General features: G+C 64.2%; 16 protein-coding genes. 8 read left to right on the top strand and 8 right to left on the bottom strand.

Annotated features, from left to right (window positions below; all coding sequences use genetic code 11):
* The 4 genes from Q8S60_RS14930 to Q8S60_RS14915 form a co-directional block, all read right to left on the bottom strand.
* A partial coding sequence (locus tag Q8S60_RS14930) for an enoyl-ACP reductase (protein ID WP_305668689.1) occupies positions 1 to 555 on the bottom strand: 555 nt, incomplete at its 3' end.
* A 128-nt stretch (positions 556 to 683) separates the two neighbouring features.
* Positions 684 to 1,565, bottom strand: a complete 882-nt coding sequence (locus tag Q8S60_RS14925) for a DnaJ C-terminal domain-containing protein (protein ID WP_305276351.1) — start codon at positions 1,563 to 1,565, stop codon at positions 684 to 686.
* Positions 1,566 to 1,633: 68 nt separating this feature from the next.
* A complete protein-coding gene (locus Q8S60_RS14920; RefSeq protein ID WP_305276353.1) occupies positions 1,634 to 2,296 on the bottom strand; it encodes a tetratricopeptide repeat protein in 663 nt (220 codons plus the stop codon).
* 71 nt (positions 2,297 to 2,367) lie between these two features.
* Positions 2,368 to 2,859, bottom strand: coding sequence for an RT0821/Lpp0805 family surface protein (locus tag Q8S60_RS14915; protein WP_305276356.1), 492 nt, complete (start codon positions 2,857 to 2,859; stop codon positions 2,368 to 2,370).
* Positions 2,860 to 2,998: 139 nt separating this feature from the next.
* Between Q8S60_RS14915 and pdxH the strand changes: the two genes are divergently transcribed.
* The 6 genes from pdxH (at position 2,999) to Q8S60_RS14885 (ending at position 7,898) form a co-directional block, all read left to right on the top strand.
* The gene (gene pdxH, locus Q8S60_RS14910) at positions 2,999 to 3,625 is read left to right on the top strand and encodes a pyridoxamine 5'-phosphate oxidase (RefSeq protein ID WP_305276358.1); all 627 of its coding nucleotides are present in this window, start codon (positions 2,999 to 3,001) and stop codon (positions 3,623 to 3,625) included.
* Positions 3,626 to 3,679: 54 nt separating this feature from the next.
* Positions 3,680 to 4,618, top strand: coding sequence for a cation diffusion facilitator family transporter (locus tag Q8S60_RS14905; RefSeq protein ID WP_305276360.1), 939 nt, complete (start codon positions 3,680 to 3,682; stop codon positions 4,616 to 4,618).
* A 4-nt stretch (positions 4,619 to 4,622) separates the two neighbouring features.
* On the top strand, positions 4,623 to 6,209 hold the full coding sequence (locus Q8S60_RS14900) for a bifunctional aminoglycoside phosphotransferase/ATP-binding protein (protein ID WP_305276362.1): 1,587 nt from the start codon (positions 4,623 to 4,625) through the stop codon (positions 6,207 to 6,209).
* 84 nt (positions 6,210 to 6,293) lie between these two features.
* The gene (locus Q8S60_RS14895; RefSeq protein ID WP_370867259.1) at positions 6,294 to 6,554 is read left to right on the top strand and encodes a hypothetical protein; all 261 of its coding nucleotides are present in this window, start codon (positions 6,294 to 6,296) and stop codon (positions 6,552 to 6,554) included.
* Between the two features lie 13 nt (positions 6,555 to 6,567).
* Entirely contained in the window at positions 6,568 to 7,092 is a 525-nt protein-coding gene (locus Q8S60_RS14890; RefSeq protein ID WP_305276364.1) for a DNA-binding protein, read from the top strand.
* 50 nt (positions 7,093 to 7,142) lie between these two features.
* Positions 7,143 to 7,898 carry an SDR family NAD(P)-dependent oxidoreductase gene (locus Q8S60_RS14885; RefSeq protein WP_305276366.1) on the top strand — a complete coding sequence of 252 codons (756 nt, stop codon included), beginning with the start codon at positions 7,143 to 7,145 and terminating at the stop codon, positions 7,896 to 7,898.
* A 324-nt stretch (positions 7,899 to 8,222) separates the two neighbouring features.
* On the opposite strand, the gene Q8S60_RS14880 is transcribed toward Q8S60_RS14885, so the two are convergent.
* From Q8S60_RS14880 to Q8S60_RS14870, 3 genes are all read right to left on the bottom strand, one after another.
* Positions 8,223 to 8,639, bottom strand: a complete 417-nt coding sequence (locus Q8S60_RS14880) for a hypothetical protein (protein WP_305276367.1) — start codon at positions 8,637 to 8,639, stop codon at positions 8,223 to 8,225.
* Positions 8,639 to 10,024, bottom strand: a complete 1,386-nt coding sequence (locus Q8S60_RS14875; protein ID WP_305325500.1) for an aminotransferase — start codon at positions 10,022 to 10,024, stop codon at positions 8,639 to 8,641. Before Q8S60_RS14875 ends, Q8S60_RS14880 begins: the two co-directional genes overlap by 1 nt.
* Before the next feature lie 196 nt (positions 10,025 to 10,220).
* Complete coding sequence (locus tag Q8S60_RS14870) at positions 10,221 to 11,678, bottom strand: amidase (protein WP_305668688.1); 1,458 nt, start codon at positions 11,676 to 11,678, stop codon at positions 10,221 to 10,223.
* Between the two features lie 197 nt (positions 11,679 to 11,875).
* On the opposite strand from Q8S60_RS14870, the gene Q8S60_RS14865 reads away from it, so the two are divergent.
* Together Q8S60_RS14865 and Q8S60_RS14860 are read left to right on the top strand one after the other, a co-directional pair.
* Positions 11,876 to 13,516 (top strand): 3-(methylthio)propionyl-CoA ligase, encoded by a 1,641-nt coding sequence (locus Q8S60_RS14865; RefSeq protein WP_305276371.1) that lies wholly within the window; start codon positions 11,876 to 11,878, stop codon positions 13,514 to 13,516.
* 69 nt (positions 13,517 to 13,585) lie between these two features.
* Positions 13,586 to 14,338 carry a DUF1499 domain-containing protein gene (locus Q8S60_RS14860; protein ID WP_305276372.1) on the top strand — a complete coding sequence of 251 codons (753 nt, stop codon included), beginning with the start codon at positions 13,586 to 13,588 and terminating at the stop codon, positions 14,336 to 14,338.
* A gap of 124 nt (positions 14,339 to 14,462) precedes the next feature.
* On the opposite strand, the gene Q8S60_RS14855 is transcribed toward Q8S60_RS14860, so the two are convergent.
* A complete protein-coding gene (locus Q8S60_RS14855) occupies positions 14,463 to 14,603 on the bottom strand; it encodes a hypothetical protein (protein ID WP_305668690.1) in 141 nt (46 codons plus the stop codon).
* Positions 14,604 to 14,610: the final 7 nt, after the last annotated feature.

Genomic DNA, 14,610 nt, shown 5'->3' with positions numbered 1-14,610 from the left:
GAGATAGCGCACACTGGCTTCGAGCGCGGCTTTGGCGACGCCCATCACATTGTAGTGCGGGATAACTTTCTCGGAGCCGTAATAGGTCAGCGTCACGATCGAGCCGCCGTCGGTCATCAGCTTCTCGGCGCGCCGGCAGAGGGCGACGAAGGAGTAGCAGGAGATCGCCATGCTGGCCGTGAAGTTATCGAGCGTCGTGTCGACATAGCGACCGTCAAGCTCGTCCTTGTTCGAATAGGCGATGGCATGGACGAAGAAATCGAGCTTGCCCCAGTCCTTCCGCAGCGTTTCGAACAGTGCATCGATGCTGCCCTGTTCGGTTACGTCGCAGGGAAGGATGTGCTTCGAGCCGACGGATTCGGCGAGCGGTATGACGCGCTTCTGCAGTGCCTCGCCCTGATAGGTGAAGGCGATCTCGGCGCCTTGATCGGCGCAAGCCTTGGCGATGCCCCAGGCGATCGAGCGGTTGTTCGCGACACCCATGATGAGGCCGCGTTTACCGGCCATCAGGTTGCCCTTGAGAACCGGGCTCGTGCTGGTGGTGGCTTCGCTCATTGCTTCCCCGTCAACCTGGTCTGCGCCAAAAATGGAGCCGCATCCTACACAAAAGCCCCAAACCGTCTAACAAAAAAGCCCGAATTTCCGGGTATTCGGGCTTCACGATTATTGTCAGTTCATGTCCGTCAGGAATCCGAAAAACCTTTGCGGGGATTGTGCTTAAGCCCGGTTGCCCAACTGGCGGCAAAGTCCCTCAAGCTGTCGTCCGGCGCGTCGGGCAGGGTGACGGCGAGGATGACGTACTGATCCCCCGGTTCCGCGCCATCCGGTTTCAGCCCGCGGCCTTTGAGGCGGAGACGCGTCCCGGTATTGGAGCCCGCCGGAATGGAAAGGTTGACGGTGCCGGTAACGGTCGGCACCTCGATCCGTGCACCCAGCACGGCTTCGGCGAGCGTCACCGGCAGGCTCAGGTGGATATCGCTGCCCTCGCGGCGGAAAAACGGATGGGCTTCGACATCGACGGTGACGAGAGCGTCGCCCGCTTCGGCGCCGCCATGTCCCTCGCCGCCCTGGCCGCGCAGCCGGATTTGCCTGCCGTTTTCGATGCCGGCGGGAATGGCGAGCTCAAGCGTCTTGCCGCCTGCAAGCGTCACGCGCTTCTTCGCGCCATTCGCGGCTTCGAGAAAACTCACCGTGAGGCGATAGGTCTGGTCGTCCCCCCGGGCACGGAAAACCCGCTTGCCGGCGCTGCGTATGCCCTCGAAGAGCTCCGAAAAGATGTCGTCGGATGGCGCATGAGCGCTCTGGCCGGGCGATCCGGCCTCTTCGAACCTGGGCCGCCTGCGCATCGCCGCAGCGGCAAGGCGTTCGGCTTCGAAGCGGCGCCGGCTTGCCTCGTCCTTGAGCTGGTTATAGGCGGCCGTCACTTCCTGGAAACGCGCGTGCTGCGCGGCGCTCTCACCCTGCGTATCCGGATGAAGCTGCTTCGCGAGCTTGCGGTAGGCCGCCTTGACTTCGGCATTACCCGCTCCCGGATTGAGCCCGAGTATTTGATAGGGATCGCGCACGGCGCTCCGTTCTTTTGAAGGTTGCCCGGAGGAAGCCCGAAGTCTAGGGCAGGCTGCATACGAATAGGTTAAGGGCCAGTGCCGCCGAAATGGTCGATTTCAGCCTCGGGCGGTGGCGGTGCGGTCGTTGAAACCGCCGCATCCGCCTCACTTGGCGGCGGCGGGCCGGGCAGGCTCGGCACGAGTTGCGTCAGCCGCTCGAGCGCCTTTTCGTGGCCGCTTCGCGCGGCGAGCGTGTACCAGGCGAGGGCGCGTGCCTGATCCGCCTCGACGCCGAGACCGCGTTCATAAAGGACGCCGAGATTGTAGCGAGCGACCGGAACGCCTGCGATTGCGGCCGTGTGAAACCAGAACGAGGCCTTCCTGTAGTCTTGCGGAATGCCGTCGCCGTCGAGATACATGAAGGCTGCGTTGACTTGCGCCGAGGTGAGGCCGCCCAAGGCCGCGCGCTCGTAGAAATAGATCGCACGCTCCGGATCGCGGGCGGTGCCTTGGCCTTTTCTGAGAAGCAGCGCGACGTTGCGCATCGCGGCGAGGTCGTCGTTTTGCGCCAGCGGCAGCCAGATATCGAAGGCCTTCCGGTAATCGCCGGCATCGTAGGCGGCGACGCCCTCGTCGAAACGTGCGCTCCTCTCGGCGGCGTCGGGCCGGCTCTGTTCCAGCCGGTCTCCCACCGTTACACCCGGTTGTGCCAGCGCGCCGAACGCGGAGAAAGCGAGGGAAACCACCACCCAAAACGCTGCACGCAAAGGGGCGGGCCGGTAAACGAACATCGGTCTCGGCCCGCCCTCTGTTGTCGTTTCTAGTTCTTGATCTGCCAGGATCCGTCAGGCTGGCGGCATGCCGTACCGTAGGCCTGTTGGCTCTTCCCGTCGATATAGACCGTCTGCGAGTATTCGCGGCACTGAAGGCCGGCCTGCTGATAGGCCGGCTGCGGCGTCACCGTTCCGTAGTGGCCGGAATCGGGATTGCGCCACTGCACCGGCTGGCCGGATTTGCCGGTTTCAAGAGCATTATAGGTCGTCTGACCCATATAGGCCTGATCCGCGCGGTCGAGAGATTTGCCGATTTCGCTGCCGATCAGGGCACCGAGAAGGACGCCGGCACCCGTGGCCCAGAGACGGCCGGAACCGCCACCGATCTGCGAACCGGCAAGGCCGCCCGCGACCGCGCCGCCGACTGTGCCGACGCTTTGCTTGCTGATGCCGCCGCCGCCACCGCCATACATGCTCTGGTCGCAGGCCGCCAGCGACAGCGCAACAGCGCCGATGGCTAGTCCTTTTATGATTTTCATGCCGATCAATCCTGTTCTTTCGTCGCCCCCAAGCGATATAAGACTTAGCCTATAGAACAGCCCGATTGTGGCAAGAATGGAGCGGAAAATTTTCCGCGCTACGTAGAGAAAGCCGCGCTTTTACAGACGGTTATCCCAGATGAGCGACATGACCGCAGAGACCGACGACGCCGGAGTCTTTACCTCCGAGGACCCGATCGAACTCTTTCACGAGTGGATGGCGCTTGCCCGCGCGAAGGAGCCGGAAGACGCGAATGCCATGGCGCTCGCGACCGCCGACGCGACCGGTTTTCCGGATGTGCGGATGGTGCTGCTGAAGGACGCCGATGAGCGCGGCTTCGTTTTCTACACCAACCTTGAAAGCGCCAAAGGATTGGAACTAAAGGACAATCCGCGCGCGGCGCTGTGCTTCCACTGGAAGAGCCTGCGCCGCCAGGTGCGCGTCAGGGGCGATGTGATGCCCGTGAGCGCGGAGGAGGCGGACGCCTATTTCGCGACGCGGGCGCGCGACAGCCAGATCGGCGCCTGGGCCTCGAAGCAGTCCCGGCCGCTGGAAGGGCGTTTCGAACTGGAGAAACAAGTTGCTGTTTTTGCTGCGAAATTCGGCGTGAGCCGGGTGCCGCGGCCGCCGCACTGGTCGGGTTTCCGGCTCTCTCCGAAGCACATCGAATTCTGGCGCGACCGGCCTTTCCGGCTGCATGACAGACTTGTTTTCGAGCGGGAAACGCCCGCCGCAGAGTGGCGGACGAAGAAGCTTTTCCCCTGACTGTCATCGAACTGTCACTGATCTGTCATAAAGACCCCAAGCGGGACGAAAGCGATGAGCGCAAGCGACGCGGCAAAAAAAGTAATCCCCGATTTGCCGGCGCGTAACGGACGGCTGATGCGCCGCGCGACCTATGCCGCCGTCGCGGTTGCCGTCGTGCTGATCGCGATGAAGTCGGTCGTCTTCTTTTTCACGGGTTCGGTGGCGATGCTCGGCACGCTTTTCGACTCGCTTCTCGACGGCTCGGCCTCGCTCCTGAACCTCTTCGCGGTGCGCGCCGCACTTATCCCCGCCGACGACGAACACCGCTTCGGCCACGGCAAGGCGGAGGCGCTGGCGGGGCTCGGGCAGTCGGTTTTCATTTTCGGGTCGGCCGGCTACATCGTTTTCGAAGCGGTGCGGCGGCTCCTGAACCCCATGCCGGTCCAGAATTCGGCATCGGGCATCGCGGTGACGGTCTTCGCCATCGTCGTCACGCTGGCGCTCGTCGCCTATCAGCGCCACGTTGTGGCCGAGACCCGCTCGCTCGCCATCGAGGCGGACTCGATCCACTACCGCGGCGACCTGCTGATGAACCTGTCGGTGATCGCGGCGCTGGTGCTGTCCGGCTATCTCGGTTTCCACTGGGCCGACCCCGTTTTCGCACTCGTAATCGCAGGCCTGATCGGCTGGAGCGCGGCGCAGATCGTGATGAATGCGTTCAACCAGCTCATGGACCGCGAATTGTCCGACGAGGACCGCGAGCGCATCAAGACCATCGCGCTCGAACATCCCGAAGTGGTGAACCTGCACGACCTGCGGACCCGCACGTCCGGCGCCCACAGCTTCATCCAGTTTCACCTCGAACTCGACCGCGACATCACGCTGATGGCCGCGCATCGCATTTCCGACGAGGTGGAAATGAAGGTCATGCAGGCCTTTCCGGGCGCGGAGGTCATCATCCACCAGGACCCGGCGGGTATGGAAAAGCTCACCCGCCTGCAGCGCGTGTAGCGTTTTGACCGAACCGGCCGAAAACGAAGCCCTGCTGGACTTTCTCTTACGGCCCGAAAGCTACGGCCTCGACGCGCGCGAGAAGATAACGCGCATCGACACCCATGCCTCGCATGTCTTTCTTGCCGGCAACCGCGCTTACAAGATGAAGAGGCCGGTGCGGTTCACCTTTCTCGATTTCTCGACGCTCGAAGGCAGGCGGGAGGCTTGCGAACGCGAACTCGACTTCAACCGGCGGACCGCGCCGGACATCTATCTCTCGGTTATCCCCGTGCGCGGGACGGAAGAGGGTTTCCGTCTCGGCGGTGATAAAGGCGAGCCTGTCGAATGGCTGGTCGAGATGAAGCGCTTCGGCGGCGAGGGACTGCTCGCGACGAAGGCGGAGCGGGGACAACTTGGCCTTGAGCTGGTGGAAATGCTGGCGGCGGACGTCGAGGCGTTTCACGCACACGCGAAGGTGCATCGCGATTTCGGCGGCGCGGATAATTTCGCGAGCATCGTGGCGGGAAGCGAAACCGACATGCAGGCGAGCATCGGTCCCGTTTTCGATGCGGAACAGGCGGCCCGCGTCACGGCGCGCAGCAAGGCACTGATCGAGGAACATCGGGCCCTTCTCGATGCGCGACGCGACACGGGCTTCGTGCGCCATTGCCACGGCGATCTTCACCTGGGAAACGTGACGGAAATCGACGGGCGGCCCGTCATTTTCGACTGCATCGAATTCAGCGACCGCATCGCGCGCATCGACGTGGCTTACGATCTCGCCTTTCTTCTGATGGATCTCGGCTTTCGCGCGGAGACGGACGAGCGGCTTGCCGGCTATGCCAACCGCGCGCTGAACGTCTATCTCGATCACGTGGCGCAGGCGGAGATCGAGGCGACATACCGGGGGCTCGCGCTGTTGCCGCTCTTCATGGCGACGCGCGCGGTGGTGCGCGCCAAGGTGACGGCGGTGCAGGCGAAGGGCGGGGAGGCGGAGGGCAAGCGGAAGCTCGCCCGCGCCTATCTCGATTTCGCGGAACGCCTGCTCGACGGCAAGCCGCCGCGCCTGATCGCGGTGGGCGGACTGTCGGGCACGGGCAAGTCGACGCTGGCGAAGGTGCTGGCGGCGCGGGCAGGCGGCGTGCCGGGCGCGGTGCATATCCGTTCCGACACGGTGAGGAAGCGCCTCTTCGGCGTGGCGCCGCTGGAGCGCCTGCCGGAAGACGCCTATGCGCCGGGCGCGGGGGAGCGCGTTTACGCGGAGATGATGCGGCTTGCGGCGGTGTCGCTCCGCGCGGGGATGAGCGTGGTTGTGGACGCGGTATTCGCGAAGCCGGAGGAGCGCGTGGAGGCCGAGCGGCTCGCGCGCGAGGCCGGGACGCCGTTCGACGGGCTCTGGCTCGACGCGCCGGCGGCGATGCTGGAGGCGCGTGTGGCCGCACGGGAGAAGGCGGGCCGCGATCCCTCCGATGCAGGCGTGGCGGTTCTGAAGCGGCAATTGGCCTACGGTCTCGGCGAGATGAACTGGCTGAAAATCGACGCATCGGGAACGCCGGACGAGGCGCTGGCGGCGGCGATTGGTTCTATCGACAGAAGTCTCCGGTCGTAGAAGACTGAACAGATGTTGCGTCTCCGGTCAGGGCTGGTTGTCACTTGACAACTAAACCTTCTTCTCCTAAATTCATGAGGCAACATGATGGATCGCCTGCGTCATCCGAACAAAGAGATTGAGCAGGCTGTTCGATACGCCGAGGAGGCCGGGTGGCGTTTCAGCAAGGGCCGGGGGCATTGCTTCGGCTATCTTCGTTGCCCCTGGAACGACGATACCTGCCGCTGTGGCGAATTCTGCCAATTCTCGATCTGGAGTACGCCGCGTTCACCCGAGAACCACGCGAGACAGATCAGGCGTCTTGTCGATCATTGCAAGTATCGGCAGGCCGACACAGGCCGCTGAAAGGAGAGACTCCATGAAGCTCTATGAGTTCGAGTTGATCTTCTCGCTGCCCGACAGTGCCGGGAGCCCCGACGACATTGTCGATGCGCTTTTCGAGGCTGGCTGCGACGACGCCATTGCCGGGATCGGCAAGCGCGGACGGATTGCACTCGGCTTCTCACGAGAGGCGGCGAACGCCACACAGGCCATGAGCTCTGGCCGCAAACAAGTATGCAAGGCAGTGCCGGGCGCGGACTTGATCGAAGCGAAGCCCGATCTCGTCAACCTGAGCGAGATCGCCGAAATTCTGGGCTACACGCGGCAGAATATGCAGAAATACGCGGCGAACCCCGGAAAGACGGCCTTTCCGTCGCCCGTCCATAGCGGCGCGCCGGACATATGGCATCTCTATGACGTCCTGTCGTGGCTGCGTGGAGAAAGGGGTGTGGCGGTGGACGAGGTTTTGATCGAAACGGCGCTTGCCGCCGCCCGTCTCAATGCCGAGGCACGGAGCCGCCATTTCGAGGCCGCAAGCGCCAGCCGCAGACGAGCCGGGTGAACGCGTTTCACCCGCTGGCGGCGGCGCGCGGCTTCCTCTAGATTGCGGCCATGACACAAATTCCGAATTCAGAGCGAAAGACGCTGATCCTGACGGGCGCGAGCCGGGGGATCGGTCATGCGACGGTGAAGCGCTTTTCGAGCGCGGGCTGGCGCGTGATTACCTGTTCGCGGCATCCCTTTCCCGAGGACTGCCCGTGGGAGGCGGGCCCGGAAGACCATATCCAGGTCGATCTCGCCGATGTGAAGAACACCGAGAACGCGATCGCGGAAATGCGCGAGCGGCTGAAGGATCAGGGCGGGCGGCTGGACGCGCTGGTGAACAATGCGGCGATTTCGCCGAAGGGGCCGGGCGGCTCGCGGCTCGGCGTTTTCGATACCGGCGTCGACACCTGGTATCGGGTCTTTCAGGTGAATTTCTTCGCGCCGGTCATGCTGGCGCGCGGGCTTGTCGAGGAATTGAAGGCGGCGCAGGGCTCGGTCGTGAACGTGACCTCGATCGCGGGCGAGCGCGTGCATCCCTTCGCAGGCTCCGCCTATGCGACATCGAAGGCGGCGCTCGCCTCGCTGACGCGGGAAATGGCGTCGGAATTCGGCCGCCTCGGCGTGCGCGTGAACGCGATTTCGCCCGGCGAGATCGACACGGCCATCCTGTCGCCGGGGACGGAAAAGATCGTCGCGGAAATTCCGATGCAAAGGCTCGGCAAGCCGGAAGAAGTGGCGCGGACGATTTATTTTCTGTGCACGGATCAGTCGAGCTATGTCAACGGCGCCGAGATACAGATCAATGGCGGGCAGCACGTTTAGAGGGGTGCCTGCTTCTGGGTTCTTTCCTTTGCCAAAACCAGAAGTGTCATCCCGGCGAAAGCCGGGATCCATCTGAATGGCCGTTCGCGCATTCGCCAATATATGTATCTGCCGACAGGCCCATGGGCCCCGGTGTTCCCGGCTTTCGCCTGGACAGGCGCGGGGTGACACTGAGTTTTGATTATAAAAATCCACCTCAGCCACGTCATTGCGAGCGGAGCGAAGCAATCCAGGAGCGGCAACCACGGAGCGAGCGGCCCCTGGATTGCTTCGTCGCTTCGCTCCTCGCAATGACGGATCGGGGGCGTGAAAGCGGAGCCGCCATCACATCGTGAAAATCACCGCGCTCTGGCTGTCGCAGATGGTGGCGTCTTCGTCGACGGTGAAGGTCGAGACGATATAGCCGGTGGCGCCTTCGAAGATGCCGCTGCCGCCGTCGACCTGGCGGATGACGCAGCCCTGCTGGATCTCGGGCTCGACGGTTTCCTCGATGAAGCCGTCGCCACGCGTCGAGTAGAAGATGGTGCCGGAGCCGAAGGCGATTTCGCCGTTCTCGGTGAAGCCGCCATATTCGTCGGTCTCGACCGTCGCGCTGAGCGTGGCGCTGCGGCCGCCCTGCGTGAGCGCGGCGTCGAGGCCCGCCGGAATGGGCGCCATGGACTCAACCGTCATGCGCGCGCCCATGTCGTCTTCCGGCGAGACCTTGCCCTCGAAAGTGAGTTGCCAGCGAAGTTCGGGCATCAGGCGGCGCGCAAGCCTTCCTTCGTCACCTGGTGCTCGACCTCGTCCAGCGCCTTGTGGACGGCGGCGAACATTTCCTCGATCTGCTCGAGCGTGATGATGAGGGGCGGGCAGAAGGCGACGATGTCGCCCGCGAGCGGACGGATGATGAGGCCGTGGCGCTGCGCAGCGGCGACGACGGCGGCGCCGATGCCGGAGGCGGGATCGAAGCTGCGCTTCGTCTTCTTGTCGGCGACGAGTTCGATGGCGCCGATGAGACCCTTGGCCCGGGCATGGCCGACCAGCGGATGCTCGGCGAGGCGCTCGACATGGCCCTCGAAGCGGGGCGCTATGCCACGGACATGGCCGACGATGTTGCGCTTCTCGTAGATTTCGAGCGTCTTCGCGGCGACGGCGGCGCCGACCGGATGGGCGGTATAGGTGAAGCCGTGGCCGAACATGCCGAGCTTTTTGCTCTCGTCGATCATCGCCTGATACATGTCCTCGCCGACAGTGACGGCGGCGATGGGGAAATAGGCCGACGACAACGCCTTGGCGACCGACACCGAGTCGACCTTCATGTTGAAGGTCTCAGACCCGAACATGTTGCCGGTGCGGCCGAAGCCGCAGATGACTTCATCGGCGATGAAATAGATGTCGTATTTCTGAAGCACCGCCTGGATCTTCTCGAAATAACCGGCGGGCGGAATGATGACGCCGCCCGCACCCATGATCGGTTCGGCGATGAAGGCGGCAACGGTGTCCGGGTCCTCGCGGATAATCATCTCTTCGAGGTTCTTCGCAAGCCGCGTCGTGAACTCGTCTTCCGTTTCGCCGGGCTCCGCATAGCGGTAGTAATGCGGGCAGTCGGTGTGGAGCATGCCCGCGATCGGCAGGTCGAAATCGCGGTGATTGCCGGGCAGGCCCGTGAGCGAGGCCGACGCCACGGTGACGCCGTGATAGCCGCGCTGGCGCGCGATGAATTTCTTCTTCTTCGTGCGGCCGAGCGCGTTGTTGTAGTACCAGACGAGCTTCACCTGCTGGTCGTTCGCTTCCGAGCCCGAGCCGCAGAAGAGAACCTTGGAGGCCGCATGCGGCGCGATGGCCTTGAGGCGCTCGGCCGCTTCCGCCGCGCGCTCATGGCTCTTGCCGCCGAAAACATGCGTGAAGGGGATCTGCTTCATCTGCTCGGTGGCGGCGTCGATCAGCTCCTGCTCGTTGTAGCCGAGCGCGGTGCACCAGAGGCCGGCAAGGCCTTCGATGTAGCGGTTGCCGCCATTGTCATAGACATAGATGCCCTCGCCGCGCTCGATGATCATGGGCCCCGTGGTGCGGAACGTGTCGAGATTGGTGTAGGGATGGATCAGGGTCTCGATATCGCGAACGGCGGCGTTGGACAGGCTCATCGGGGAGCTCCTCGGATTATTTTGTGCGGCTTTGCGGGCATCATGGGAGGGGAAGGCGGAGGTGTCAAAGTGCTCTTCTTCGTCATTGCGAGCGAAGCGAAGCAATCCAGGGCGAAAGCACGGAATTTGCCGCTCCTGGATTGCTTCGTCGGCCTTGCGGCCTCCTCGCAATGACGGCGTTTGATGTAAGTGGACGTTACCACCCCTTCGGCGGTTTGAACCCGCCCAATATCTCCTCGAACATGCCGGCCACCGCGATCGTCGTGCGGTCCTCGAGATGCGGGCCGATGATCTGGATGCCGACGGGCTTGCCGGCGCTGGTGATGCCGACCGGCGCGACGGAGGCGGGGAGGTGGGAGACGACGGCGGGGCCGGCCCAGATCAGCACGTCCATATAGGGACGCATGACGCCGTTCACTTCCAGTTCGCGCTTGTGCCAGTTCGTTTCGTGATTGTGCTCGAAGGCGGGGCGCATCATCACGGGCGCGAGGACGACGTCGTATTTCTGGAAGAAGCTGTGCCAGCGCCAGCGGAGCTGCGCCTGCTTCTCTTTCCAGACGGCGCGCTCGGGAAGCGAGAGCGTGCCGCCGATGGCCTGCAGCGCGCGGTGGCTCTTGTCGTTCGCCGCGAAGCCCTTCTTCAGTTCCGACCAGTGATCGCGGATGCTTTGCGGCATGCCCGCGCCGATCTGCGAATGAAGCAGGATCAGATAGGCCTCGGTGACGTCGGCCAGCGTGAAATCGGGGCGCGCCTGCCAGTCGACATTGGCGCCCGCATCGGCGAGCGCGTTGGCGGCGTTGGTGAGGAGGTCCACGCTCTCCCTGTCGATGTCGCAGAACTCGTCCTCGATCCAGACCGCGACGCGAAGTTCTTTCGGCGTCTTCGCGCGGGCCTGCGGCAGGTCGAGCTTCCAGCCGATGGCATCCGCCCAGTCGGGACCGGCGGCGATGTCGAGCAGGAGCTGCAAATCCTCGGCGCTGCGGGCGAGCGGGCCCGCGACCGAGAGATCGCCTTCGGACAAGGCGCCGGGCGGCGGCGAGAGATGGCCGCGCTTCGGCACGATGCCGAAGCTGGGCTTGTGGCCGAAGACGCCGCAGAGATGGGCGGGCGTGCGGATCGAGCCGCCGATGTCGGAGCCGAATTCGGCCGCCGTGAAGCCCGCCGCGAGCGAGGCGGCGGAACCGCCCGACGAACCGCCGGGGCCGCAATCGGGCGCCCACGGATTGTTGGTGGTGCCGTAGATGTCGTTATAGGTCTGCAGGTCGCCGGAGAGATAGGGCACGTTGGTCTTGCCGAAGACGATGGCGCCCGCGCGCTGCAGCCGCTCGACGGCGGTGGCGCTGGTGGCGGGGACATGATCCTTCCAGACCGGCGCGCCGCCGGTGGAGGTGAGGCCCGCGACTTCATAGGCGTCCTTGATGGTGAAGGGGAGGCCGTGCAGCGGCCCCTGAAGCTCGCCCCGCGCCAGCGCCTCGTCGGCCGCATCGGCGGCCTTGTGCGCGCCCTCGAAATCGCGCGCGACGACGGCGTTGATCCTGGGGTCGAGCCTTTCCACCCGGGCGATGAAATGGTCGGTGAGCTCGGCCGAACTCACCTCGCGGCGGCGGATCATCCGGCCGAGATCGCTCGCGGAGCGGAAATGAAGCTCTGTCATGAAGGTCCCCCTCGAAAGTATGGTTTTCTTTGACTTCATTAGACGGCGATGCCCGTTCCATAGGCAAGAACGGAGTGATCTTCACATGAGGGTGAGGCCATCCGACAATCGTTGTCGGGGCCGGATTATGTCACTAGACTGCCCCCAAAACGGGGATAAAGCCGGGAAACCCCGGCGTCAGATCAGAGGGAACACCCATGCAGGGATTGATGCAGGACTGGCCGCTGCGCGTATCGACGATCATCGATCATGCCGCCCGCTTCCATGGCGACCGGGAAATCGTGACGCGCTCCATCGAGGGGCCGATCACGCGCACCACCTACAAGGAAATTCATCTGCGCGCCCGCAAGGTGGCGCAGGCGCTGGGCCGCCTCGGCGTCAGGGAAGGCGACATCGTCGCGACCATGGCGTGGAACACGAGCCGCCATCTCGAAGCCTGGTACGGCATCATGGGCATGGGCGCGGTCTGCCACACGCTGAACCCGCGCCTCTTCGCCGAGCAGCTCGTCTACATCGTCAATCACGCCGAGGATAAAATCATCTTCCTCGACCTGACCTTCGTGCCGATCCTCGAAGGCATCGCCGACAAGCTGCCCAAGGTGAAGGCCTATATCGTGATGACCGACCGGGAGCACATGCCGGAAACGAAGCTCCCGAATGCGCTCTGCTTCGAGGAGATCGTCGAGGCGGAAGACGGCAACTTCAAATGGGCGGAAGTGGACGAGAACGCCGCCTGCGGCCTCTGCTACACGTCGGGTACGACGGGGAACCCGAAGGGCGTGCTCTATTCGCACCGCTCCAACGTGATCCATTCCATGGCCGCCAACATGGGCGACGCGCTCGGCATGAAATGCGCCGACGCGATCCTGCCCGTGGTGCCGATGTTCCATGCGAACGCCTGGGGCATCGCCTTCGCGGCGCCCGCCGTCGGCGCGAAGATCGTGATGCCCGGCGCGCAGATGGACGGCGCGAGCATCTACGAGCTTCTCGACAAGGAGCAGGTGACGGTGACGGCGGCGGTGCCGACCGTGTGGCTGATGCTGCTGCAATATCTGGAGAAGACCGGCGCGAAACTGCCGAAGCTCGACCGCGTGGTGATCGGCGGCTCGGCCGCGCCGCGCTCGATGATCGAGGTCTTCGAGAAGAATTACGACGTGAAGGTGTTCCACGCCTGGGGCATGACGGAAATGTCGCCCATGGGCACGCTCGGCGCCTTGAAGGCCGGCATGGCCGACCTGCCGCTCGAAAAGCAGATCGACGTGAAGGTGAAGCAGGGCCGCGCGATCTACACGGTCGAGATGAAGATCACGGATGACGACGGCAACGAACTGCCGTCCGACGGCAAGGCCTTCGGCCACCTGATGGTGCGCGGGCCCGCAATCGCCGGCGCCTATCTGAAAGGCGAGGGCGGCAACATCCTCGACAAGGACGGCTGGTTCGACACCGGCGACGTCGCGACCATCGATCCTCAGGGCTATATGCAGATCACCGACCGCGCGAAGGACGTCATCAAGTCGGGCGGCGAATGGATTTCCTCGATCGAGATCGAGAACCTCGCCGTCGGCCATCCGAAAGTGACGGAAGCCGCCGTGATCGGCATTCTGCATCCGAAGTGGGACGAGCGCCCGCTGCTGATCGTCGTGCCGAAGGAAGGCGAGCAGCCGAGCAAGGAAGAAATCCTGAGCTACATGGAAGGCAAGATCGCCAAATGGTGGATGCCGGACGATGTGGTGTTCGTGAAGGAAATCCCGCACACGGCGACGGGCAAGATCCAGAAACTGACGCTGCGCGAGCAGTTCAAGGACTACAAGCTGCCGACGGCCAACGCCGCCGAGTAGACAAGCGCGCCGGGCAGGGCAACGGACATTCCCGCGGACAGACAATCCGCTGAACACGAAAGGCAGGACATGATGGACCGGCAGAGGTCGCGGCTTGCCGCGTGGGGTTTGTGGATCGGCATCGTCGCGCTGATCGTGCTGGCGCTTTGCATTCTCGGCAATCGCTTCGAGCTGGTGCATTTCGGCATCGCGGTGAGAGGCCTTGCGCTTGCCGCATTGATCGGCCTGATCGGCGCCGTTGTCTCGGCCGTGGGGCTGGTGCTGGCGCTCGTCACGAGCCGGAGCGGCATCCGCACCGCGATTGCCGGCCTCGCGGTCGGCCTCCTGGTGGCCGCGCCCGTCGGACAGGCGATCATCGCGGGCTCGAAGCTGCCGCGCATCCACGACATCTCGACCGACCTCGACAACCCGCCCGCCTTCGGCGCGGTGGTGGCCGCGCGCGGCGAGACGTCGAACCCGCTCGACCGCGCCGCGCCCGCCGATCTCGCGGAACAGCAGCGGACGGCCTATCCCGACATCGCGACGCTGACGGTCGCCGCGCAGCCGGGCAAGGTCTACGAGGCCGCCCTCGACACGGCGCGCGAGATGGGCTGGGAGATCGTGGCATCGACGCCGGAAACGGGAACCATCGAGGCGACCGCGACGACGCGCATCATGAACTTCAAGGACGACATCGCGATCCGCGTCACGGAAGCGGGCGAAGGCGCCAATGTCGACGTCCGCTCGGTCTCGCGCGTCGGCGAAAGCGACCTCGGCGCGAATGCCAACCGCATCCGCACCTATCTTTACGAGTTGAAGAAGAACCTGGCCGAGGCGGGGTAGAGGGCCTCAATATCATCGTCATTGCGAGGCCGTAAGGCCGAAGCAATCCAGGAGCCGCGGGCATTGTATCTGCCGCCCCTGGATTGCTTCGTCGCCTGCGGCTCCTCGCAATGACGTTCAGGTTCTATCCGGCCAGCCGGTAGTTCCCGCCGAGCGTCGGCTTGCCGTCCGCCTCGACGATGCCGCGAGCGACGAGATATTCCATGTGGGCGAAGACGGAGCGCGCGGCGGCGGGATAGAGCCGCTTGTCGACGGCGGCGTACATGACGGGC

Source organism: Parvibaculum sp., from assembly GCF_030694575.1.
Classification (GTDB): domain Bacteria; phylum Pseudomonadota; class Alphaproteobacteria; order Parvibaculales; family Parvibaculaceae; genus Parvibaculum.
Note: the sequence above shows the minus strand (reverse complement) of the source record. Positions and strands in the feature narration are given on the sequence as shown.